Annotated in this window: 20 protein-coding genes and 2 tRNA genes; 7 read left to right on the top strand and 15 right to left on the bottom strand. The window is 73.4% G+C overall.

Features of this window, described 5'->3' with window-relative positions; genetic code table 11:
* Window position 1 precedes the first annotated feature (1 nt).
* On the bottom strand, window positions 2–1,273 hold the full coding sequence (gene tyrS / locus PLP61_RS01040; protein WP_324499489.1) for a tyrosine--tRNA ligase: 1,272 nt from the start codon (window positions 1,271–1,273) through the stop codon (window positions 2–4).
* Between the two features lie 189 nt (window positions 1,274–1,462).
* Between tyrS and PLP61_RS01035 the strand changes: the two genes are divergently transcribed.
* The 3 genes from PLP61_RS01035 to PLP61_RS01025 are packed head-to-tail and all read left to right on the top strand — an operon-like array spanning window position 1,463 to window position 4,447.
* Window positions 1,463–2,290, top strand: a complete 828-nt coding sequence (locus tag PLP61_RS01035) for a class I SAM-dependent methyltransferase (RefSeq protein WP_324499487.1) — start codon at window positions 1,463–1,465, stop codon at window positions 2,288–2,290.
* 27 nt (window positions 2,291–2,317) lie between these two features.
* Window positions 2,318–3,631, top strand: a complete 1,314-nt coding sequence (locus PLP61_RS01030) for a chloride channel protein (RefSeq protein ID WP_324499485.1) — start codon at window positions 2,318–2,320, stop codon at window positions 3,629–3,631.
* A gap of 3 nt (window positions 3,632–3,634) precedes the next feature.
* Window positions 3,635–4,447 carry a DUF72 domain-containing protein gene (locus tag PLP61_RS01025; protein WP_324499483.1) on the top strand — a complete coding sequence of 271 codons (813 nt, stop codon included), beginning with the start codon at window positions 3,635–3,637 and terminating at the stop codon, window positions 4,445–4,447.
* A gap of 10 nt (window positions 4,448–4,457) precedes the next feature.
* Here the strand turns inward: PLP61_RS01025 and pucD are convergent, their stop codons facing one another.
* The 6 genes from pucD to PLP61_RS00995 form a co-directional block, all read right to left on the bottom strand.
* Window positions 4,458–6,740 (bottom strand): xanthine dehydrogenase subunit D, encoded by a 2,283-nt coding sequence (gene pucD, locus PLP61_RS01020; protein WP_324499480.1) that lies wholly within the window; start codon window positions 6,738–6,740, stop codon window positions 4,458–4,460.
* The gene (locus PLP61_RS01015; RefSeq protein ID WP_324499478.1) at window positions 6,737–7,195 is read right to left on the bottom strand and encodes a (2Fe-2S)-binding protein; all 459 of its coding nucleotides are present in this window, start codon (window positions 7,193–7,195) and stop codon (window positions 6,737–6,739) included. The genes pucD and PLP61_RS01015 overlap by 4 nt, the downstream gene beginning before the upstream one ends.
* A gap of 14 nt (window positions 7,196–7,209) precedes the next feature.
* Window positions 7,210–8,106, bottom strand: a complete 897-nt coding sequence (locus PLP61_RS01010) for an FAD binding domain-containing protein (RefSeq protein WP_324499476.1) — start codon at window positions 8,104–8,106, stop codon at window positions 7,210–7,212.
* Window positions 8,107–8,211: 105 nt separating this feature from the next.
* Complete coding sequence (locus tag PLP61_RS01005; protein ID WP_324499474.1) at window positions 8,212–9,348, bottom strand: NHL domain-containing protein; 1,137 nt, start codon at window positions 9,346–9,348, stop codon at window positions 8,212–8,214.
* 87 nt (window positions 9,349–9,435) lie between these two features.
* The gene (locus tag PLP61_RS01000) at window positions 9,436–10,308 is read right to left on the bottom strand and encodes a LamG domain-containing protein (RefSeq protein ID WP_324499472.1); all 873 of its coding nucleotides are present in this window, start codon (window positions 10,306–10,308) and stop codon (window positions 9,436–9,438) included.
* Entirely contained in the window at window positions 10,305–11,123 is an 819-nt protein-coding gene (locus PLP61_RS00995) for a hypothetical protein (protein ID WP_324499470.1), read from the bottom strand. The genes PLP61_RS01000 and PLP61_RS00995 overlap by 4 nt, the downstream gene beginning before the upstream one ends.
* A 344-nt stretch (window positions 11,124–11,467) precedes the next feature.
* Between PLP61_RS00995 and PLP61_RS00990 the strand changes: the two genes are divergently transcribed.
* Entirely contained in the window at window positions 11,468–11,983 is a 516-nt protein-coding gene (locus PLP61_RS00990; RefSeq protein WP_324499468.1) for a hypothetical protein, read from the top strand.
* A gap of 44 nt (window positions 11,984–12,027) precedes the next feature.
* Here the strand turns inward: PLP61_RS00990 and PLP61_RS00985 are convergent.
* From PLP61_RS00985 to PLP61_RS00975, 3 genes are all read right to left on the bottom strand, one after another.
* Window positions 12,028–12,104: transfer RNA gene (locus PLP61_RS00985), tRNA-Ile, on the bottom strand.
* A gap of 91 nt (window positions 12,105–12,195) precedes the next feature.
* A complete protein-coding gene (locus PLP61_RS00980; RefSeq protein ID WP_324499466.1) occupies window positions 12,196–12,456 on the bottom strand; it encodes a hypothetical protein in 261 nt (86 codons plus the stop codon).
* 216 nt (window positions 12,457–12,672) lie between these two features.
* Window positions 12,673–13,671: a GNAT family N-acetyltransferase gene (locus tag PLP61_RS00975; RefSeq protein WP_324499464.1), complete on the bottom strand. Its 999-nt coding sequence runs from the start codon at window positions 13,669–13,671 to the stop codon at window positions 12,673–12,675.
* A gap of 62 nt (window positions 13,672–13,733) precedes the next feature.
* On the opposite strand from PLP61_RS00975, the gene PLP61_RS00970 reads away from it, so the two are divergent.
* Genes PLP61_RS00970 through PLP61_RS00960 form a run of 3 tightly spaced genes read left to right on the top strand, consistent with a single transcriptional unit; the run spans window position 13,734 to window position 16,573 of the window.
* Entirely contained in the window at window positions 13,734–14,474 is a 741-nt protein-coding gene (locus PLP61_RS00970; protein ID WP_324499462.1) for a PIG-L deacetylase family protein, read from the top strand.
* Window positions 14,357–15,925, top strand: a complete 1,569-nt coding sequence (locus PLP61_RS00965) for an FGGY family carbohydrate kinase (RefSeq protein ID WP_324499491.1) — start codon at window positions 14,357–14,359, stop codon at window positions 15,923–15,925. The genes PLP61_RS00970 and PLP61_RS00965 overlap by 118 nt, the downstream gene beginning before the upstream one ends.
* 57 nt (window positions 15,926–15,982) lie before the next feature.
* The gene (locus PLP61_RS00960; protein WP_324499461.1) at window positions 15,983–16,573 is read left to right on the top strand and encodes a hypothetical protein; all 591 of its coding nucleotides are present in this window, start codon (window positions 15,983–15,985) and stop codon (window positions 16,571–16,573) included.
* A gap of 217 nt (window positions 16,574–16,790) precedes the next feature.
* On the opposite strand, the gene PLP61_RS00955 is transcribed toward PLP61_RS00960, so the two are convergent.
* The 5 genes from PLP61_RS00955 to PLP61_RS00935 form a co-directional block, all read right to left on the bottom strand.
* Window positions 16,791–16,866, bottom strand: a tRNA-Asn gene (locus PLP61_RS00955).
* 57 nt (window positions 16,867–16,923) lie between these two features.
* Entirely contained in the window at window positions 16,924–17,385 is a 462-nt protein-coding gene (locus PLP61_RS00950) for a hypothetical protein (RefSeq protein ID WP_324499459.1), read from the bottom strand.
* Window positions 17,386–17,426: 41 nt separating this feature from the next.
* Complete coding sequence (gene dnaG, locus PLP61_RS00945; protein ID WP_324499457.1) at window positions 17,427–19,313, bottom strand: DNA primase; 1,887 nt, start codon at window positions 19,311–19,313, stop codon at window positions 17,427–17,429.
* Window positions 19,314–19,539: 226 nt separating this feature from the next.
* Window positions 19,540–20,463, bottom strand: a complete 924-nt coding sequence (locus PLP61_RS00940) for a 2-hydroxyacid dehydrogenase (protein ID WP_324499455.1) — start codon at window positions 20,461–20,463, stop codon at window positions 19,540–19,542.
* On the bottom strand, window positions 20,460–21,755 hold the full coding sequence (locus tag PLP61_RS00935; protein ID WP_324499453.1) for a deoxyguanosinetriphosphate triphosphohydrolase: 1,296 nt from the start codon (window positions 21,753–21,755) through the stop codon (window positions 20,460–20,462). Before PLP61_RS00935 ends, PLP61_RS00940 begins: the two co-directional genes overlap by 4 nt.
* Window positions 21,756–21,801: the final 46 nt, after the last annotated feature.

The raw sequence follows: 21,801 nt of genomic DNA, 5'->3' as shown, positions 1-21,801 counted from the left end.
GTCAGCGGAGCTGGACGCCGGCGAACTTCTTCTTGCCGCGGCGCAGCACCAGCCAGCGCCCGCCGACCAGGTCAGCCTCGGACGGCACGTGCTCGGGGTCGGCGATCCGCACGTTGTTGAGGTACGCCCCGCCCTCGCCCACCGTGCGTCGGGCCTCCCCCTTGCTCCGGGCCAGGCCGGCCGCCACGAGCAGGTCGACGATGCCCGGCAGGCCGGCCGCCCGGGGCAGGTCCACCGCGCCGGCCTCGGCCAGGGCAGCCTCCAGGGTCGGCAGGCTGAGGTCGTGCAGGTCGCCACCCCCGAACAGGGCGGCGGAGGCCGCCTGGATCCGGGCGGTCTCCTCGGCGCCGTGGACCAGGGTGGTCACGTGCTCGGCCAACGCCCGCTGGCCGGCGCGCAGGAACGGTTTCTCGGTCGTCTGCGCGTCGAGTGCCTCGATCTCCTCGCGCGGCAGGAAGGTGAAGATCCGCAGCAGCTCGCCGACCTTCTCGTCCTCGGCGTTCAGCCAGAACTGGTAGAAGGCGTAGGGCGACATCATCTCCGGGTCCAGCCAGAGGGCGCCCCCCTCGGTCTTGCCGTACTTCGTGCCGTCGGCCTTGGTGATCAGCGGCGTCGCGAACGCGTGGGCGCTGCCCCCGGCGGACCGCCGGATCAGCTCCACCCCGCCGGTGATGTTGCCCCACTGGTCGGAGCCGCCGAACTGCAGCGTGACACCGTGCTGGCGGTAGAGGTTGAGGAAGTCCATCGACTGCAGCAGCACGTAGCTGAACTCGGTGTAGCTGATCCCCGTCTCGAGCCGGCGACGCACGGTCTCCCGGGCCAGCATCCGGTTGACCGGGAAGTGCTTGCCGACGTCTCGCAGGAAGTCGATCGTGCGCAGCTCCGCCGTCCAGTCGAGGTTGTTGACCATCGTCGCGGCGTTCTCCCCGTCGAAGGACAGGAACGGCTCGATCTGACGGCGCACCCGCTGCACCCACTCCTGGACGGTCTCGGCGGAGTTGAGGGTGCGCTCTCCGGAGTCGCGCGGGTCGCCGATGAGACCGGTGGCGCCGCCCACGAGCGCGTACGGCGTGTGCCCGGCGTCCTGGAGCCGCTTCGCCGTCAGGATCTGCACGAGGTTGCCCATGTGCAGGCTGGGGGCGGTCGGGTCGAACCCCACGTAGAACCGGATGCTCTGCTCCCCCAGCGCCGCGCGCAGCGCGTCGCGGTCGGTCGAGACGGCGACGAGTCCACGCCACTCGAGGTCGTCGAGAACGTTCTGGGCGGGTGCCACTGGGGGTCCTTTCGGCGTCGGGCGGGCTCACCGGGTGAGCCGCCGCCCCAGTGTGCCCCATCCGCACCCTGCACCCCCACGCCGACCAGGCGAGAGGAACGACAGACGCCGCGCGGCGGTGGCAAGGGGCACCACCTGACGCGGCGGCGGCTGATGGCCGACGGGGGCGGTGACCGATAGCGTTCTCGGGTGAGCGACGACTACCGTGCCGTGAACCGGGCGCTCTGGGACGAACGGGCGCCCGCGCACGCGGCGTCGGTCGACTACGGCCTGGACCGGTTCACCGACCCGGGCTTCCTCTCCGAGGTCGTGCGCTTCGACCTCCCGCTGCTCGGCTCCGTCGAGGGTGCCCGCGGCGTCCACCTCCAGTGCCACCTGGGCACCGACACGGTCTCGCTCTCGAGGCTGGGGGCGCGGATGACGGGGCTCGACTTCAGCCCGGCCGCCCTGGAGCATGGCCGGGCGCTCGCCGCGGCGACGGATGAGCCGGTCGACTTCGTCGTGGCCGACGTGTACGACGCGGCCGACGTACTGCCCGCACGCGGGTTCGACCTGGTCTACACCGGCATCGGCGCGCTGTGCTGGCTGCCCGACATCCGACGCTGGGCCGGCGTGGTGGCGCGGCTGCTGGCACCGGGGGGACGGCTGTTCCTGCGTGAGGGCCACCCCGTGCTGTGGTCCTTGGCCGACCCGCGCCCCGACCGGCTGCTCGTGCTGGACTATCCCTACTTCGAGCAGACGGACCCGACGGTGTGGGACGAGGAGGGCACCTACGTCGCCACGGACGCCCGCTTCGAGCACAATGTCAGCCACGAGTGGAACCACGGCCTCGGGGAGATCGTGGGCGCGCTCCTGGCAGAGGGGCTCCGGCTGACCGGCCTGGTCGAGCACGACAGCGTCCCCTGGGACGCGCTGCCCGGACAGATGGAGCGCCTGCCCGGCGGCGAGTGGCGGCTCGCCGACCGCCCGTGGCGACTCCCCCACAGCTACACCCTGCAGGCAGCCAAGCCGGCCTGACCGCGGCCCACCCGTGAGGAGACAACGATGACCACGACGTCCGCGCCAGCCGCCCCCGACCCGGTGCAGGTGATCCGGTCCCGGGGATACATCAGCGCGCTGGTGCTCGCCGCGATCCTCGGCATCCCCATCTCGGCGATCGCCTACGGGTTTCTCGCCCTGGTCTCGCAGACCCAGCAGCTCGTCTTCGACGACCTCCCCCGCCAGCTCGTGGACGGCCCCGTCCCCGCCTGGTGGCCGGTGCCGTGGCTGGCCCTGGCCGGGCTGCTGACGGCCCTGACGATCCGCTTCCTGCCGGGGAACGGCGGTCACTCGCCGGCGTTCGGGTTCGTGACCGGTCAGGGCGCACCCAGCGGCCGGGACCTGGGCGGAGTGGCGCTGGCCGCCCTCACCACCCTCGCGCTCGGGGCGGTCCTGGGCCCGGAGGCCCCGCTGATCGCCCTCGGCGGCGGGCTCGCAGCGCTCACCGTGCGGCTGGCCAAGAAGGACGCCCCGCCGATGGCGCAGACCGTGATGGCCTCCGCCGGCAGCTTCGCCGCGATCAGCACCCTGCTCGGCTCCCCGATCCTGGGCGCCTTCTTGATCATGGAGGTCGCCGGGATCGGCGGGGCCACGCTCAGCCTGGTGGCCCTCCCCGGACTGCTCGCCTCCGGGATCGGCGCCCTGGTCTTCGTGGGACTGGACAGCTGGACCGGGCTGGGTGACTTCTCGCTGGGGCTGACCACGGTGCCACCGGAGGTGCCACCCACCCTGGCCACGCTGAGCTGGGCGCTGGCCATGGGTGCCGTCGGTGCAGTGCTGGCGTGGACTATCCGCTCGGCCGCCCTCTCGCTTCGCCCGCTGGTGCACCGCAACCGGGTCCTGGTGACCACCGCGTTCGGTGCGGCCATCGGGCTCCTCGCCATGGCCTACCAGCTCCTCACCGACCAGAGCTTCACCCAGGTGCTGTTCTCCGGTCAGGACGCCCTGCCCACGCTGGTGGAGAACGCAGCCGACTACTCCGTGGGGGTCCTGCTGCTGCTGGCCGCGGCGAAGGCCCTCGCCTACGCGTTGTCGCTGAGCGCGTTCCGGGGCGGCCCGGTGTTCCCGTCGATGTTCATCGGGGCCGCGCTGGGCGTCGCGGCGAGCGGGTTGCCCGGCATGGAGCTGGCGCCGGCACTCGGCATGGGCATCGGCGCCATGTGCGCGGGCATGCTGCGGCTGCCTCTCACCTCGACGCTGCTGGCGGTGCTGCTGCTGGGCGCGGACGGCACCTCCGTGACACCGGAGGTCGTCGTCGCGGTCGCGACCGCCTTCGTCCTGGTGAACGTGCTGCCCGACCCGACACGGACCACCGGCTGAGCGGTGGGTGCCGTCAGGGTCGGCACGTCGGGCTGGACCTACCCGCGGTGGCGTGGCGACTTCTACCCGGCCGGCCTGCCGCACCGGCAGGAGCTGGCGTACGCCGCGGAGCGGATGACGTCGGTCGAGGTCAACGGCTCCTTCTACTCCCTGCAACGGCCCTCGTCGTACCGGCACTGGCGTGAGCAGACGCCCGACGGCTTCGTGTTCGCGGTCAAGGGAGGACGGTTCATCACGCACCTGAAGAAGCTGGTCGGGGTGGAGACGGCGCTGGCCAACTTCTTCGCCTCCGGGGTCCTCGCCCTGGGCCCCCAGCTCGGTCCGATCCTCTGGCAGCTGCCCGAGGCGCTGCCGTACGACGCGGCCAGGCTCGCGCACTTCTTCGAGCTGCTGCCCAGGACCACCGTTGCCGCTGCCGCACTGGCCGCACAGCACGACGCGAAGGTCCCCGACGACCGGGCGCTGACCGTCGCCGACGACGACCGGCCGCTGCGTCACGTCCTGGAGTTCCGCAGCCCGACGTACGCCACCGACGAGGCGCTCGCGCTCCTCCGCGCCCACGACGTGGGCTGCGTGCTGTCGGACTCGGCGGGACGCTGGCCGCGGGTGGACGCGGCCACGAGCGACGTGCGCTATGTCCGCCTGCACGGGGACACCGAGCTGTACGCGAGCGGCTACCGCCCCGAGGCCCTCGACGAGTGGGCCGCGCGGTGCCGGGAGTGGGCGCGCAGCCAGGACGTGTTCGTCTACTTCGACAACGACGCGCGCGGGTTCGCCCCGCACGACGCCGTGGCCCTGCTCGGGCGGCTGGCCTGACGGCCGCCGGTCACCGAGGCGGCACCAGGTGCTCGGGCCGGACCGGCACCCGGGTCAGCGGGAGGCCCGTGGCGTCCCGGATCGCCGCCACCACCGCGGGCGTGGCCGAGATGGTGGGGGCCTCGCCCATTCCGCGGACGCCGTACGGCGCGTGCGGGTCGGGATGCTCCAGAAGCTCGACGTGCATGGGCGGCACGTCCGGTGCGGTCGGGACCAGGTAGTCGGTGAAGGAGGGGTTGAGCACCAGCCCGTCCCTCAGCTCGACCTCTTCCATCACCGCGAGGCCGAGCCCCTGCACGCTTCCGCCGAGGACCTGGCCGCGGGCCCCGGTCGGGTTCACCACCCGTCCCACGTCCTGCACGCAGTCGAGCGCCACCACCTTGACCAGCCCGAGCTCGGTGTCGACGTCGACCACGGCGCGGTGCGCCGAGAACACGAACTGCACGTGCGTGTCGCCCTGGCCGGTCTCCGGGTCGAGCGCGGTGGTCGGCCGGTGCCGCCACACCACGGTCCGGTCGACGGCCTCGCCGGCGAGCAGCTCCGCGAGACCCGACACCACCCCGTGCGGCCCCACGACGGCGTCGTCCGCCAGCCGCAACGCGTCGGCCGGAAGGCCGCTGCGCGTCGCGGCTCGGGAGAGCAGCTCGGCGGCGACCTCACGGCAGGCCGCACGCACCGACCCCGTCGTCATGTACGTCTGCCGCGAGGCGGACGTCGACCCCGCGTCGCCGACGAGGGTGTCGGGCGTGGCGACCGTGACCCGAGTGGTGCCGAGCTCGGTCCTGGCCACCTGCTCCTGGACGACCACCAGGCCCTGGCCCACGTCGACCGCGGCCGTGTGCACCACGGCGAGCGGAGCGCCGTCGACGACCGCCAGCCGCACCCGAGCGGTCGAGGAGTCGTCCATGCCTGCGGAGAAGCAGACGTTCTTCATGCTCACGCCGTAGCCCACTCCCCGCACCACACCCTCGCCGTGCGTGGTGTTGCCGAGCCCGCCTGGTCGGCTCCGGGGGTCCGCGGACGCCGGCGGCGGGAGCGGCAGGTCCCGGACGCGCCGGACCAGCTCGGCGACCGGCGCCGGTGAGTCGAGCCGCTGACCGGTGGGGGTGACCCCGCCCTCGGCCAGCGCGTTGCGGATGCGCACCTCCGCGGGGTCCAGGCCCACCGCCGCGGCGAGCCGGTCCATCTGGGACTCGTAGGCGAAGGCCGCCTGGACCGCTCCGAAGCCCCGCATCGCCCCGCACGGCGGGTTGTTGGTGTAGGCGCCGTAGACGTCCACGGCGACGTGCGGGACGTCGTAGGGCCCCACCCCCAGCGTGCCCGTGTTGCCGACCACCGCCTGAGTGCTGGAGGCGTAGGCGCCACCGTCGAGCACCACCTCCGCCCGCACGTACACCAGGCGGCCGCTCTCGTCGGCGCCGTGCTCGTAGCGCAGCCACGCCGGGTGCCGGTGGACGTGGCCGAGGAAGGACTCCTCGCGGGAGTAGACCATGCGCACGGGCCGACCGGTCCGCAGCGCGAGCATGCCGGCGTGGATCTGCATCGAGAGGTCCTCGCGTCCGCCGAAGGAGCCGCCCACCCCGGCGAGGGTGATCACCACCTGCTCCTCGCGCAGCCCCAGGGCCGGGGCGACCTGGCGGCGGTCCACGTGCAGCCACTGGGTGGCGACGTGGAGGTGCACGCCACCGTCCTCGGTGGGCACCGCGAGCCCGGACTCCGGTCCGAGGAAGGTCTGGTCCTGCATCCCGGTCTCGTACTCGCCGCGGACCACGACCGGGGCGCTGGCCGCGGGGTCACCCTTGCGGATCCGCAGGTGGCGGACCAGCGGACCCCGGCCGTCGGTGCGGGCCGGGGTCTCGCCCCGGGCAGCGGCACGGGCGTCGGTCACTGGCGCCAGCACCTCGTAGTCGACCTCGATCCGGGCCAGGGCCGCACGGGCGACCTCCGGGTCGTCGGCCGCCACCACCGCGACGGGCTCCCCCTGGTAGCGGACGACGTCGATCGCCAGGACCGGCTGGTCGGCGATCTCGAGGCCGTAGGCGTTCACCCCCGGCACGTCCTCATGGGTCAGCACCGCGCGGACCCCCGGCGTCGCCAGCGCCCGGGAGGTCTCGACGCGAAGGATCCGCGCGTGCGCGTGCGGGCTGCGCAGCGTGGCGCCGTACAGCATCCCGTCCATCCAGAGGTCGGAGGAGAAGACGAACTCCCCGCGCACCTTGGCAACGGCGTCGGGCCGGGTGACCTGGTCACCGACCCCGCCCGCCGTCCGCGGTGGAAGCGACGTGCTGGTCATCGCGCCCCTCCCGCCTCGCGAGCCTGCGCAGCCTGCCGGACGGCCTCCACCACCTGCGTGTAGCCCGTGCAGCGGCACAGGTTGCCGGCAAGGGCTTCACGGATGGTGGCGTCGTCGGGATCCGGGTCGCGCTCCAGCAGGTCGTACGCCGCCAGCACCAGCCCCGGCGTGCAGAAGCCGCACTGGACGGCCCCCGCCTCCACGAACGCCTGCTGCAGCGGGTGGAGGCCGGCTGCGCCCAGGCCCTCGACGGTGCGGACGTCGCTCCCCTCCGCCTGGCCCGCGGCCACCAGGCAGGAACACACGAGCACACCGTCGAGCAGGACGTTGCACGAGCCGCACTCCCCCTGCTCGCAGGCGTTCTTGGAGCCGAGCAGGCCCAGCCGGTCCCGGAGCAGGTGCAGCAGGCTCTCCTCGACCCGGACCCCCTCGGCCGCCAGCTCACGGCCGTTCACGGTGCAGCTCACCCTCATCGCACGGCCCCCCGCCGCTGGTGGTCGCTCCAGGCCCAGGTGAGGGTCCGCCGGGCCAGCACCGTGAGCGCGTGGTGCCGGTACGCCGCCGTGCCGCGGACGTCGTCGACGGGCGCGGCAGCCGCGGCGACCAGCGCGGCGAACTCCGTCAGGACGTCCCCGGGCACCGGCTCGTCGGAGCCCCAGGGCAGTGTCCGGGCCAGGTGCCGCTCCGCCTCGCTCGCCCGCAGTGGCGTCGGCCCGGCCGAGCCGATGCCCGTCCCCACCCGCCGGCTCCCGGGGTCCAGGGCGAGGGCGAAGGACACGACCGCGATCACCATGGCGCTGCGCGGCCCGACCTTGGCGAACTGCTGGGGCCCGGTGGCGACGGGCAGGTGCACCGCACGGACCAGCTCATCCGGGGCGAGGACGCTCCGCTTGGGCCCGAGGAAGAAGTCCTCGACCGGCAGGGAGCGGCGACCGCGGACCGATTCCAGCTCGACCTGGGCACCCACCGCGAGCAGGGGTGGGTGGGCGTCTCCGGCCGGCGACGCCGACGCGAGGTTGCCGCCGATCGTGCCGCGGTTGCGGATCTGCGGCGACCCCACCGTGCGGGCGGCCTGCGCCAGGGCCGGCGCGAGGTCGACCAGGTCGGAGAGAACCTGCGCCCAGGTGGTCGCCGCGCCCACGGTGAGGACCCCGTCCCCGACGGACCAGCCGGTGACCTCAGGGGCGTCGAGGTGGGACAGGTCGAGCAGCCCCTCCGGCCGGAGCCGCCCGGCGTTGACGTCCACCATCAGGTCGGTGCCGCCTGCCACCGGGACCAGCCCTGGCTGGGCGGACCGGAGCTCCAGGGCCTCGCCCCAGGTCCGTGGTCGCACCGTGCTGCCCGAGGTGGGGCCGCCGGAGGTCATCGGACCCTGGGCCTGTCGCTCCGCGCCATAGGGGCACTGTAAGCCCGACCGACCCTGCGCCGGGGCGGCGAGCGTCACAGCACCCGACAGACCGGCTCGGGGGGATTACGAGGTCGGCGCGGTGACCACCCGGAGCACGGAGTTGCCGGCCTCGGCGACGAGCAGGTCGCCGGCCGGTGTCACGGTCAGTCCCCGGGGCTGCCGGAGGCGGGCGGCCGACGCGGGGCCTCCGTCTCCGAAGTACCCGCTCGAGGTGCCGGCGACCAGGTCGATGGTGCCCGCGGCGAGGTCGAGCACGCGCACCCGGTGGTTGTCGCTGTCGGCGACGTACAGGATTCCGTCGCCGTCGAGCGCCAGCCCCCGTGGGTGGTTCAGCAGGGCCCTGGTCGCGGGGCCGCCGTCGCCGCTCTTGCCGGTGACCCCGCCGACGCCGGCCACGGTCCGGATGATCCCGGTCGCGGCGTCCACACGGCGGATGACGCTGTTCTGGGTGTCGGCGACGTACAGGTTGCCGCGGGAGTCGATCTGCAGGCGCTGGGGGGCGCTGAGCTGGGCTCTGGTCGCGGGGCCGCCGTCCCCGGAGTAGCCGGCGGCCCCGGTGCCCGCGACGGTGGTGATCACGCCGGTGGTCAGGTCGATCCGGCGCACCTTGTTGTCGAACCCGGCGGTGTAGAGGGCTCCGCCGTAGAGTGCGACGGTCTTGGGGTTCTGCAGCCGGGCCTTGGTGGCCGGGCCGCCTTCGCCGGTGCTGCCGGCCGTGCCGGTCCCGGCGATCGTGGTGATCACGCCGTCCAGGCCGATCCGGCGGATCCGGTGGTGCGCGGAGTCGGCGACGTAGATCACCCCGGCCGAGTCCACGGTGACGTCGTGGGGCCAGGAGAGGCTGGCCCGGGTAGCCGGGATCCCGTCGCCGTTGTAGGTGGCACTGCCGGTGCCGGCGACGGTGCTGATGGTGCCGTCGGGCGCGATCCGGCGGATCCGGTTGTTGTAGGTGTCGGCCACGTAGATGCTGCCGTCCGGTCCCATGGCGCTGTCGCGGGGGGCGTTCAGCAGCGACTGACCCGCCGGCCCCCCGTCCCCGCCGTAGCCGGGGGTTCCGTTGCCGGCGAGCGTGTCGATGGTCGAGGACCCCGTGACGGCTCCCCAGGAGGACCCAGCCCGGCTCACGGTCCCCGTCGCGAGCAGGGCCGCGACGCTGAGGGCCACCAGTGCGGCGACGAGGTGACGTGCGGCTCGGAGCACGGCTGCTCCCCTCTCGAGCCCGGACCGGCTGCCGGGAATCCTCGATCGTGCTCCCGACCGGTCCGGGACGTCAACCAGGGAGGTGCCTCAGCAGTGCCGGTTGTGCCTTCCCGCGGTGAGCCGTGCGCCGTTGGTGGGGTGCTGTCCGCGGTCGATCCCGTACGCCCGGATCCAGTCCATGATGGCGTAGGTGTGGTTCATCTCCGCCTGGCCGCTGCCGACCAGGGACAGCCGCACGGTCAGCGGCACCCGGGGGATGGCCGCGGCCGCACGGACGGTGCCGATGATCTTCCCGTCGAGGAACCAGGAGATGTGGTTCTTGGCCACCTCGACGGCGTAGGCACGAGAGACGCGCGCCAGCGGCCCCGACTGGACGGTCCTGCGCCAGGCCCGGCCATCGGGGTTGAAAGCGCCGATCTTCACCTGGGGTCGGCGCGGGGTGAGGTCGGCCACCGTGATCGAGCGGGCACCGCACAACCGCTGGGCCGGATCCTCCGGGACGAGCTCGAACTTGACCCGGTAGTTCTTGGCGCTGGTCTCGATCGACCACGGCCGGATGCGGAGCTCCCAGCGGCCGTAGGTCTGGGCGTTCCCCTGCAGGGTGGCCGAGGTGGTGCCGTGGTCCCCGGGGCCGGCGTCACCGGGCACGACCCGGCCGTACTTGCTGGCCAGCATCAGCCCGGCGTTGTGTCGCGCGGCCCTCCCGGACCCGTCCGAGACGTCGACCCACTGGCCCTGCCGCCGGGTGCCGCGGTACGGCTTGTCGGTCAGGGACTCGCCGTACTCCCAGGCGAAGTCGTAGACGGCCGCACCCCAGCTGTACCGGGGTGCCGCCATGGTCGCACCACCCGACCTCATCGACGCCGACGGCTCGTCCCGAGCCACGCCGGGGGAGATCAGTGCGGCTGCGAGGAGCAGCGCCGCCATCACGACGGTACGCAACACACGTCCACTCGTCATCGGGTGACCTCCGCACTCTCGGCACCGGTCTGCTGCTGGGTGGCAGAGGCCACCTTCCTGGCCAGCTCCTCAGGCCGGTGCACCTCGACGTACGTCGGGTAGGAGGGGAACCAGCCGATCTCGCTGCCCCCTGCGGTCCAGTCCTCGGCGCGGGCGCGGTAGACCACCTCGCCGGCGGACGACACGGTCCGCTGGAACTGGGCGAACCCGTCGCGGTCGACGGTGTCGGTGCCGACCGACTGCCACTGACCGTTGTCGAGCCGCTCCTGCAGCGTCACCGTGCGACCGACGAGGACGGGCGTGCCCTTGGGCGAGGTGTCCACCTTCACCACGAACGACTGACCGGCGACGGCCGGGTAGCGCAGGTACTCACGGGAGCCGAACACCCGGAGGACCCGGCTGTCGGACGGCACCACGGACAGCGCCAGCTCCTGGTCGTCCGCCTGGGACTTCACCGCCGGGGTGGCGATGCCCGCTGAAGAGACCCGCAGGCTGATGTTGAGCATGCTGCGAGCGGGGTAGGTGAAGTCGAACTGCCCGTTCGCGTCAGTGCTGGTGGTGAAGCCCTCGATGCGCGTCCAGGCGTCTCCGGGGCGGTTCATGTTGTACTCCAGCCAGATGGTCTGGGATCCGGCGGAGCCGAGGCCGCCCTTGAACGTCACCCCCTGGCCGCCGTAGAACTGGTTCGGCGCGAGGTCGAGCGACCCGGCGACCCGCTTCGCCGACGACGGCGGGGGTGAGACGAACAGCAGTGCCGCGAGGGCCAGCACCGGCAACCAGGCGAGGAGGGCGGCACGCGCGCGCCGAACCTGCATGAGAACTCCCAAGAAGTCTGCCGCGACGCGTGGCAGCGGCCGCGGTCCTGTGGTGATCATCGGCTGGAGTAAGGGCCCCCCGAGACGCAAACCCGAGAATCGGGACGTCCTGGTCTAGACACCCGGTGCACCGGTGGGGTTCGGGCCTGCCGACCCGGGTGGCGCAACCTGTCCAGACCGCCCTCCGGCGAGATCGTCGCCGAGACAGCCGCGGGCCATGCTGCCATGCCGCACGGGGGCGGTGGCAAATCGGCGCGGCCCCTGGACGTCAGGTGGGGCAGACGTCGGCTCCGTCCGGAATGAGGTTGCGGGCGCGCCGGGCTGGGGCGGGGACAATGGGTTCCATGTCGGACCTGTGGGTAGGCGTGCTCATCGCGCTGCTGGGCGGTCTCGCCGGTGTGGTCATCAACACCGCCGTGGTGCACCGGGAGCAGAACCGGGCCCACTGGCGCGAGCAGCAGCGCAAGGACGCCGAGACCCTGGGGCCGGTCCTGGTCTACCTGACCGACTCCGACCCGGCGCAGCTGGCGGGCACGTCCGCTGAGGCGCGGGCGCGGAGGCTGCAGGTGCTCGGCGAGCGCCGGGACCGGCTCCGTGAGAGCGTGGCGGTCCTCGGCGCCGGTCACCCCGACCCGACGGCCGGACAGCTGGCCAGGCAGCTCGAGGCGGCCCTGCACACCGCCCTGTCCTCGGCCGCGCGGGCCGGACTCGACGAGGCGGCGCTCTCCCAGGCGCAGCAGGACCACGCCCAGGCACGCGCGGTCACCGACCAGCTGGTCGCGGCCTCGGCGCGTTACGGGCGGCGTACGGATGAGACCGCCCTGGCCCGGGCCCGGCGGCGGCTGACGGGAGGTTCGTGACCGGCCGGGCCGCGACGTCCGAACCCCCGCTGAGGGGTCGCAGGTGGTGGGGCGGGTGGGGCTCGAACCCACGACCCAAGGATTATGAGTCCTCTGCTCTGACCGACTGAGCTACCGCCCCCGGCGAGGGCTTGCGTCCTGGCCCGGGGACCGGGAGAAGGCGCGCCCGAGCCTACTCTGTGCGCCATCCCAGCCGGTCGGCACAGCGCCGGCTACTCCAGGAAGAACGCCTCTGCGATCAGCACGATCAGGACCAGGCCCGGGAACACCGCCAGCGGCAACCACAGCCGCAGCCAGCTCTCGTGCCTGACCCGGCTGACGATCCCCATCACCATCGCCGCGAACGAGACCAGCAGCGAGGCGTACAAGGAGTAGACCAGAGTGAAGCCGCCCCAGTTGTCCTCGACGGCGTCGGCGCCACCGACGGCGTACGCCACCCCGAGCACGGCCAGGCCTGCTACGAAGACAGCCACGGCACCCTCTGCCAGCCAGACCGCCCACCGGGAGACTCTGCTGTGGTCGTGCGAGGACCCGGTCAGGTGAGCGGGTCCGGGAACGGGACCAACGGTCATCGAACTCACCTCTCTCTCGTGAGCTCTTGCCCTCCACCTCCATTCTCCTCCGTGCTGCCGGCGCGGCGCCGGGCCGGTAGGTGACCCTGGTCACGGAACGCGGAGTCGTCCGTGAGGTCAGGTGACTGCGCGCTGCATCTCGAGCAGCCGCTCCACCGGCCGGTAGCCCATGGTGGTGTTGGTGTGGTGCATCGCACCGTTGTCCGGCGCCGTCCAGGTGTGCAGCATCCGTCTCTCGGGGTGGTCGCGCAGCACGACCTCCAGCGTGGCCAGCTTCAGCCGAAGGCCCAGCCGCCGCCCCCGGTGGGCGGGCATGATGAGCGTGTCGTCCTGGAGCACGTCGCTGTCGTCGTGGGGCAGGAACAGCACCGAGTAGCCGCCGAAGACCCCGTCGGTACGCCGGGCGGCGGCCACGATCCGCCGGTAGGCGTGGCTGGTCCGCTCCTCGTACTCCCGCAGCCGCGCCAGGTCCCACTCGACCGGCCGGTAGTCGACCTCGCCCAGGGGCACGTCGGTCTCCATCCGCGTGAGCATCGCGCAGTAGGCATCGACGTACTCCCCCGGGCACCGGTCGCCCCACACCAGGACCTCGTACTGCTCGCCGCCGACGAGGCGGTCGAGCCGGTCCCGCTCCCCGGGAGGAACCGGGAGCCGGAGCACGAGGTGGTCCTCGGCGTGCACCACGGTGCAGCCCATCGCCCGGCCGAACGCGGGGCCGGGCGCGTTCCGGCCGTCGAGGGTGTCGTGCGCCTCGCCGACGGCCGTGGTGCGCCCCTGCGCTGCCAGGCGGCGCAGCCCCTCCTGGTACAGCGCGGTGCCGATCCCGCGACGGCGGTGCGCCGGCAGCACGGCGACCTCGAGGTCGCCGAGGTGGCTGTTGTCCCGGTCCGAGAGGCCGAGCTGTGCCGTGCCGACCGGTCTGGCGTCGACCACTGCCAAGAACAGCTCGCGGCGGTGGTAGGGAGACGGCTCGCGGAGCGCGTGGCGCAGGTGCGCCAGCGGCGGCACCACGGCGAACTCGCGGTCATGGCGGTGGGCGGTGCGCTGCACCTCCCAATAGCTGCGCAGCGCCTCCTCGTCCGAGGCCCGGACGGGGACGATCTCACAGCGGCTCATCCGGCCAGCCAACCCCGACCCACCCCTGTCGGGCAACCGGATTGCCTGCCATGCTCGGACCCATGCATCCCGAGCCCCTGGAACCCCTGCCCGAGGACTGGACCCGAGCGTTGGCCGTGGTGGCCCACCCCGACGACCTGGAGTTCGGCGCCGCCGCCGCGATCGCCCGCTGGACCGGCCAGGGCAAGGACATCGTCTACTGCATGGTCACCTCCGGCGAGGCGGGCATCGACGGGCTGCCGCCCGAGGAGTGCCGGCCCGTCCGCGAGGCCGAGCAGGTCGAGTCCGCGCGCGTGGTCGGCGTCACCGAGGTGGAGTTCCTGCACCTGCCCGACGGCATCCTGGAGTACGGCGTGCCGCTGCGCCGCGAGATCGCCGCCGTGGTACGCCGGCACCGGCCCGAGATCGTCATCACCGGCAACTTCCGGGAGACCTTCGGCGGTCGCAACCTCAACCAGGCCGACCACATCGCGGTCGGTCGGGCGGTGCTGGACGCGGTGCGTGACGCGGGCAACCGCTGGGTCTTCCCCGAGCAGCTCACCGAGGACCTCGAACCGTGGGGAGGGGTGCGGGAAGTGTGGGCGGCGGCCTCGCCGGAGGCCACGCACGGGGTCGACACCACCGCCACGTTCGACGCGGGGGTCGCGTCGCTGGAAGCGCACGCCGCCTACATCGAGGGCCTCGGCTGGGAGGACTTCGACGCGCGCGAGTTCCTCGAGGGGTTCGGCCGGGCGGTCGGGCAGCGGATGGGCGTGGCCCTCGCCACGTCCTTCGAGGTGTTCCCGATGGGCTGGGGCGACTAGCGCTGGAGCACGGCGACTCCGCGACGTACCTCGGCGTCGACCTGGGAACCAGCGGGCTCAAGCTGGTCCTCCTCGACGCCACCGGCCGGGTCGTCGGGGAGACCGAGGCGGCCTACCGGGTGCGCGCCGACCAGCCGGGCGTCGCCGAGACCGACCCCGCTGAGTGGGCGGGCGCGCTGGCCGCGGCCGGGCACGAGCTGAGCGCCCGGGTCGGCGGGCTGAGGACGGTCGCGGCCGTCGGGGTCACCGGCCAGATGCACGGGGTCGTCCTGGTCGATCCGTCCGGCCGGCCCGTGCGCCCCGCCGTGCTCTGGCCCGACCAGCGGGCGGCCAGCGTGCTCGGGTCGTGGCGGACCCTGCCCGCCGAGACCCGGGACCGGCTCGCGAACCCGGTGGCCGCGGGCATGGCCGGCCCGATCCTCTCCTGGCTGGCCACGCATGAGCCGGCCAGCCTGCACGTCGCCGACCTGGTCTGCTCCCCCAAGGACTGGGTGCGCGCCCGGCTCACCGCCGACCGGGCCACCGACCGCAGCGACGCGTCGGCCACCTTGCTGTGGGACCTGGTCGCCGACGACTGGTCGGCGCCGGCAGTGCGGCTGGCCGGCCTGCGCGCCGAGCAGCTCCCCGAGGTGGTCGCCTCCGACCGGGTCGTCGGCACCACCGGACCCGAGGCCGGCGGCTTCCTGCCCGCCGGCGTCCCTGTCGTCGCTGGCGGAGGGGACACCCCCTGCGCCCTTGCGGCACTGCAGGCGGGCGTCGACGACCCCGTGCCGCTGGTCGCGAACCTCGGCACCGGGATCCAGCTGCTGCGCCCCTCGCGCTCGGTCGGCGCGGCCGGCGTACCCGGGACGCACCTGTACGCCGACACCGCGGGCGGCTGGTACCGCATGCTCGCGATCCAGAACGGCGGTCTGGCCCTGTCGTGGGTGCAGGCGCAGCTGGGCGTCGACTGGGCCGGGCTCCTGCAGCTCGCCAGGAGCGCCCCGGCGGGCTCCTCCGGGGTGGTGTTCGTCCCGTTCCTGACCGGCGAGCGGGGTGGCGTGGCCGGGCCGGCCGCGACCGCGTCCTGGCGCTACCTGCGCAGTGACGTGGGGCGTGCTGACCTGGCCCGGGCCGCGTTCGAGGCCATGGCGTTCACGGTGCGACGGGGCCTGGAGCTGCTCGACGGCAGCGGCGCCGGGGTGCTCCTCAGCGGTGGGGGATCACGGGAGCCGTGGGTACGCCAGCTGGTGGCGGACGCCGTGGGACGCCCGCTGCGGCACGTCCGGCTGCGCAGCGCCTCGGCGGTGGGGGCGGCGCGGCTGGCCGCGCAGGGGGTGGGACACCTGCTGGACGTGCCCGCCACGGTGAGTGAGGTGGTCCCGGAGGCGGCCGGGGCCCTCGAGGAGGCCTACCGGCGCTGGTGCGCGGCCGTCGAGGAGGACGTGGACCCCGGGCCCGCCCGGGCGTAGATTGGACGGTTATCCCTCCGCTCGTCCGGGAGTGCGGATCCACCCGAGGAGGCCACCATGTTCATCCAGATCATCCAGGGCCGATGCAGCCGGCAGGACGAGCTCCGCGCGATGGCGAGCTCGTGGCGCACCGAGATCGGCGGTGGTGCCGTGGGCTGGCTCGGCGGCACCTTCGGCTTCACCGACGACGACCTGTTCCTCGGAGTGGTCCGGTTCGAGTCCCGGGAGGCCGCGATGGCCAACGCCGCCCGGCCCGAGCAGACCGCCTGGGCGGAACGGATGACGGCGCTGATGGACGGGCCGATGGAGTACCACGACTGCGACGACGTGAGCCTGCTCCTCGGGGGCGGCTCGGACGAGGCGGGCTTCGTGCAGGTGATCCGGGGCAGGGTCGACGACCCCTCCCGGCTGAAGGCGATGCTGGCCGACGCCGACACCCTGCACGAGATGCGGCCCGAGATCCTCGGTGCCACGCTGGCGATCGAGCCGGACGGGACGTTCACCGAGACCGTCGCCTTCACTGACGAGGACAGCGCCCGGGCGGGCGAGACGAAGAACGTGCCCGATGAGGTGCGCGGGGAGCTGGAGTACGCCATGCGCGCGGCCACGTTCTACGACCTGCACCACCCCTGGTTCGAGTCTCCGTAGCACTCGATCGTCGGGGGCGCGCCTGCGGGCGGTTCCTGGGCGCCGGGCGGTGCCGCGTCGGCGTACGTCTGGGTGCGGCCGGCGGCGTACCGCACGGCCCTGGGGTGCCCGACTTCGCTCGGCAAGCTCTCACTTCGCGGGGGCTGCACCCCGTGACAAGTGCTGGATTCCCCGGGCGGGGACTCCGACGCCCGAGCAGGCCCCACCTCCACACGCGTGGCTCCCCCGGTTGGACTCGAACCAACAACCCTTCGGTTAACAGCCGAATGCTCTGCCAATTGAGCTACAGGGGACTGCTGAAGCCCGCACAGATTAGCAAGGGCGCAGGAGCGGGGCGAATCCCGGCGTGCTCAGCCGGGGTCGACGTCCTGCCGGGCCGCGGCCAGCGCCTGGGCGACCACGTCGGCAACGACGGGGTCGTCGGGGTCGATGCCCGGGTCGTACTCGAGGAACCACTGCAGGGACCGGTCACCGCCCGCGGGACGACGGGCGATCACGCGGACCCCGCGCGTGCCGGTGACCGGCTGGTGCCGCTGGAGCACCACGCTGGCGGTGACCCGCTCCCGGAGCAGCTCGAGCAGCCGGCGGGGCTCGCCGAGCACCAGCTCGTGGCGGGGGCGCGGCAGACCCCAGCTGCCGACCTCGCCGACCCGCAGCCGGGACCCCTCGGCGTCCCAGTCGGCCGTCTCGACCTCCTCCCACGGGATGCGCCGGGTGGTGCCAGGCCCCTCCTCCGACGCGGGGACAGGGAGGTACAGGGCGTCACGGGTGCCGGCGACCACGCCGCGGTCGGACTCACACCAGGCCAGCACCCGCTCACCTCGAGCCACCGGCACGGATGGGCGACGCCGGGTCACTGCTCCCCCATCGCCAGCTCACGCAGCGCCCGGCGGTGCTGCTCGAGCGCCACCAGCTCGCCGAACATCCGGTTGTACTCGGTGGGGTGGTCGACCGGGTTGGTGCGCTGCAGCCTGGACTTCAGGTCGGCGACGCGGCGCAGCACGGTGAGCTCGCGCAGCCTGTTGACGTGGGCGGACACGTACGCCGTGTCGGGCTCCTTGACCGTCAGCAGCGGCTCCACACCCAGCGCACTGATCGCCGAGGAGACCGCGGGATCGGTCGCCGCGTCGCGCAGCCCGGCGGCCCACCCCGGGTCGTGGGCCCCCACCGACGGACCGCCCGAGGCGACCACGATCTCCCACACCGCTCGGTAGGTCGGGTGCGTGAAGTCGTGCGGCTCGACCTCGGCCACGCTGCGGCCGATCACGCCCGGGTGCTGGATGACCAGCTTCAGCGTCTCGCGCTCGAGGGAGATCCGGGGGTCGCGCAGGTCCGGCAGCTGCGGGCGGGGGGTCTCGGTCGGTTCGGCCGGCGCTGCCGGACGGTGGCCGCGGTCGTCGGTGCGGGGTCCGCGCGCGGCGGCGCGGCGTACCTCCAGGCGGGCCTCCTCCACGTCGACGCCGACCATGCCCGCCAGCTCCCGGGCGAAGGCCTCGACCTTGGAGCGGTCGCGGACGCTCGACACCAGCCGGGCGGCCTCCCGCAGCGCGTCGACCCGGCCGTCGGCGCGGTCGAGGTCGTACCTGCCCACGACGTTGCTCAGCACGAACCGGTACAGCGGGACCCGCCGCGCCACCAGCTCGCGGACCGCCGCGTCCCCCTTCTGCAGCCTGAGGTCGCACGGGTCGAGACCCGACGGCTCGACGGCGACGTAGGTCTGCGAGACGAAGTTCTGGTCGCCCCCGAACGCACGCAGCGCCGCCTTCTGCCCGGCCGCGTCGCCGTCGAAGGTGAAGATCACCTCGCCGCGGAACTCCTCGAAGTCGTGCAGGAACCGGCGGAGCACCCGGGCATGCTCGTCGCCGAACGCCGTACCGCAGGTGGCCACCGCGGTGGGGACGCCGGCCAGGTGGCAGGCCATCACGTCGGTGTACCCCTCCACCACGACCGCCTGCGAGGTCCGGGCGATGTCACGGCGGGCGAGATCGATCCCGTACAGCACCTGGCTCTTCTTGTAGATCGGCGTCTCGGGGGTGTTGAGGTACTTGGCCTCGATCCGGTCGTCGTCGAAGATCCGGCGGGCCCCGAACCCGATCGTGTCGCCGGTGGCGTCACGGATCGGCCACAGCAGCCGGCCGCGGAAGCGGTCGTACGCCGACCGGCCCTGCGCGACCAGACCCGCAGCCACCGACTCCTCGTCGCGGAACCCCTTCTGGCGCAGGTGGCCGAGCAGGGCCTCCCCGTCGCGGGGGGCGAAGCCGACGCCGAACCGCTCGGCCGCGGCCTGGTCGAAGCCCCTCTCGTCGAGGAACTGCCTGGCCGCCCGGGCGTCGGGGCCGGACAGGTGCTCGGCGTAGAACTGCTGGGCCACCCGGTGGGCCTCGAGCAGCCGGGAGCGCTGGGGTCCCCGGGGCCGCTCCTCGCGGACGTCCCCCTCCTCGCGACGCAGCGTCACGGCGTACTTCTCGGCGAGTCGCTCGACGGCCTCCACGAAGCTGAGCCCGTCGATCTTCATCAAGAAGGTGAAGACGTCACCCCCCTCGCCACAGCCGAAGCAGTGCCAGAACTGGCGCGCCGGGGTGACGTGGAACGACGGCGACTTCTCGTCGTGGAACGGGCACAGCCCCTTCCAGCTCCCGCCGCCGGCGGGTCGGAGGGTGACGTAGGAGGACACCACGTCGTCGATGCGCGCCTTCTGGCGCACCTCGGCGATGTCTTCCTCACGGATCCGCCCGGCCACCTCGCGGAGTCTACGTGGAGGCTCCCTCCCCGTTGACTTGCGCTCCCCGCCCTGTTGACTCGCGCCTCCCGCCCCGTTGACTCGCGCTCCCCGCCCCGTTGACTCGCGCCCCCCAACCCCTGCGTTGCCCGGGCCGCCGCTCACTGGGGAGAACGCGCGAGTCATCGGAGTACGACGCGCGAGTCATCGGAGTACGACGCGCGAGTCAACGGGAACAGGACGCAAGTCACCGGGGAGGGCCGAGGACGACATTGACGAGCGGCTCGCCGGCGGCGTACCTGGCCAGCTGGTCGCGGACCAGCCGGTAGGCGCGCGGCCACATCGCGCTGCTCGCCCCGCCGACGTGCGGGGAGACCAGCAGGTTCGGAGCCCGCCAGAGGCGATGGTCGGGCGGCAGTGGCTCGGGGTCGGTGACGTCGAGCGCGGCTGAGAGCCGGCCGGTCTCCAGCGCGTCAGCCAGGGCCTCGGTGTCCACCACCGACCCCCGGGCGACGTTCACCAGGAGCGCGCCGTCCTTCATCGACGCCAGGAACTCCGCGTCGACCATGCCGGCGGTCTCCGGGGTCGCCGGTACCACCACGACCACCACGTCGACGGCGGTCAGCAGCAGCGGCAGCTCCCCCACGGCATGAACGCCGGGCCGGGCCGAGCTGGCCACCCGGACCACCTCGACCCCGAACGGCAGCAGCCGGGCCTCGACCGCGGCCCCGATCTGGCCGTACCCCAGGACCATCACCCGCTTGTCCGCCAGCGCCGGGCGCCACGAGGGCCGCCACTCGCGCCGATCCTGAGCCCGGACGAACTCCGGCACCCCGCGCAGGGACGCGAGCAGCAGCGTGAGCGCGAGCTCCGCGGTCGAGTCGTCGTGGATGCCGCGGCCGTTGCAGAGGGTGACGCGGTCGGGGAGGTACGGCGCCACGTGCTCGATCCCGGCGGTGAGCGTCTGGACGACCCTGAGCCGCGGCAGGAGGGCGATCAGCTCGTTGTCGGCCCGCGAGAAGCGGTAGGGCTGCACGAACAGCTCCACCTCCTCCGCCGACTCCGGCGGGCCCGCGCCCTCCTCCGGCACCATGACCTCGTAGCGGAGCCCCGGAGGGGCCTCGCCGAGCCGGTCGGGCGGGAAGGGCAGCCACACCAGCGGTTCACTCACGAGCCGACCACCGCCGCGTGCCGGGCCACGGCGCTCGCATCGGTGAGCGAGGCGACCTGGTCCACCACCACCCGGACCCTGGCGGCGTCGTCGGGCGCAGCCGCCCAGTCGTCGGCGAAGGGTCGGTCCAGCCCCTCCGGCGCACGCGCCAGCAGCGCCTCCACCAGCTCGGTGATCAGCGTGCGCTGGCGCTCCATCAGCGCCAGCCGGTCGTCGGCACGCATCACGTAGTGGGCCGCGACGCCCTTGAGCACTGCGATCTCCAGCCGCGTGCGCTCCGGCACGACCAGCGACGCGGCGTACCTGACGAAGGGCCCCTCACCGGCGGCGAGCATCGCTGCCTGGACGCTCCCGCAGAAGCGACCGATGACGTCGGAGGTGAGGTTCTTCAACGCGGCCAGCTGCGCACGTGTGCCGTCGTACGACGCGCGCGGCCAGGCCTCCACGGAGCTCAGGCCGCTGAGGACGTCGTCAAGGGTGCCGTCGTCGGCGTCGGGGACGTACCAGTCGCGCACGACGTCCCAGACCGCCGGACGGTCCAGGCGGACCAGGTCGATCCGGCCGGCAACCACGCCGTCCTCGACGTCGTGGACCGAGTAGGCCACGTCGTCGGCCAGGTCCATCACCTGGGCCTCCAGGCACGGCCGCGCCCCGGGGGCGCCGGACCGCATCCACTCGAAGACGGGCCGGTCGTCGTCGTACACGCCGAACTTGACGCCGGTGCGCGGCAGACCGTCGGCGTGCACGCCCGCCGGGAGGGGCCCGGCATCACGCGGCCAGGGGTACTTCGTGCAGGCGTCGAGCGTGGCACGGGTCAGGTTGAGGCCCGCCGACCTGCCGTCCGGCGTGGTCGTCTTGGCCTCCAGCCGCGTGAGCAGCCGGAGCGTCTGGGCGTTCCCCTCGAACCCACCACAGGACGTCGCAAGCTCGGCGAGCGCGCGCTCCCCGTTGTGGCCGAACGGCGGGTGGCCGAGGTCATGGGCCAGCGCGGCGGTCTCGGTGATGTCGGGGTGGCAGCCCAGGGCCCGCGCCAGGTCGCGGGCGACCTGGGCCACCTCGAGGCTGTGGGTCAGCCGGTTGCGCACGAAGTCGTCGGTCTGCGGACCCACGACCTGGGTCTTCGCCGCCAGCCGGCGGGACGAGGCCGCGTGCACGACCCGCGCCCGGTCGCGTTCGAACGCGGTGCGCACCGGGGCGTCGACGCGCTTGGGCGGCTCCTCCACCAGCCGCTCGTGCGCGGCGGCGTCGTACAGCCCGGGGTCGTAGGGGTCGAGCGGTTTCGAGAACTCCATCGCAGGCGACCCTACTGCGACGTACGACCTCCCCGGCGGATCGGCT

Source organism: Nocardioides sp. (genome assembly GCF_035429765.1).
In the GTDB taxonomy this organism is placed as follows: Bacteria; Actinomycetota; Actinomycetes; order Propionibacteriales; family Nocardioidaceae; genus Nocardioides.
This window is presented reverse-complemented; position numbering and strand designations above follow the sequence as displayed.

Bases quoted from the DNA above. Each gene is read 5' to 3' on its own strand.
- PLP61_RS00990 (WP_324499468.1), top strand. From the start codon at position 11,468: ATGTCGGACCTGTGGGTAGGCGTGCTCATCGCGCTGCTGGGCGGTCTC.
- PLP61_RS00935 (WP_324499453.1), bottom strand. From the start codon at position 21,755: ATGGAGTTCTCGAAACCGCTCGACCCCTACGACCCCGGGCTGTACGAC.
- PLP61_RS01010 (WP_324499476.1), bottom strand. From the start codon at position 8,106: ATGACCTCCGGCGGCCCCACCTCGGGCAGCACGGTGCGACCACGGACC.
- pucD (WP_324499480.1), bottom strand. From the start codon at position 6,740: ATGACCAGCACGTCGCTTCCACCGCGGACGGCGGGCGGGGTCGGTGAC.
- PLP61_RS00960 (WP_324499461.1), top strand. From the start codon at position 15,983: ATGTTCATCCAGATCATCCAGGGCCGATGCAGCCGGCAGGACGAGCTC.
- PLP61_RS00995 (WP_324499470.1), bottom strand. From the start codon at position 11,123: ATGCAGGTTCGGCGCGCGCGTGCCGCCCTCCTCGCCTGGTTGCCGGTG.
- PLP61_RS00970 (WP_324499462.1), top strand. From the start codon at position 13,734: ATGCATCCCGAGCCCCTGGAACCCCTGCCCGAGGACTGGACCCGAGCG.
- PLP61_RS01000 (WP_324499472.1), bottom strand. From the start codon at position 10,308: ATGACGAGTGGACGTGTGTTGCGTACCGTCGTGATGGCGGCGCTGCTC.
- PLP61_RS01030 (WP_324499485.1), top strand. From the start codon at position 2,318: ATGACCACGACGTCCGCGCCAGCCGCCCCCGACCCGGTGCAGGTGATC.
- PLP61_RS00975 (WP_324499464.1), bottom strand. From the start codon at position 13,671: ATGAGCCGCTGTGAGATCGTCCCCGTCCGGGCCTCGGACGAGGAGGCG.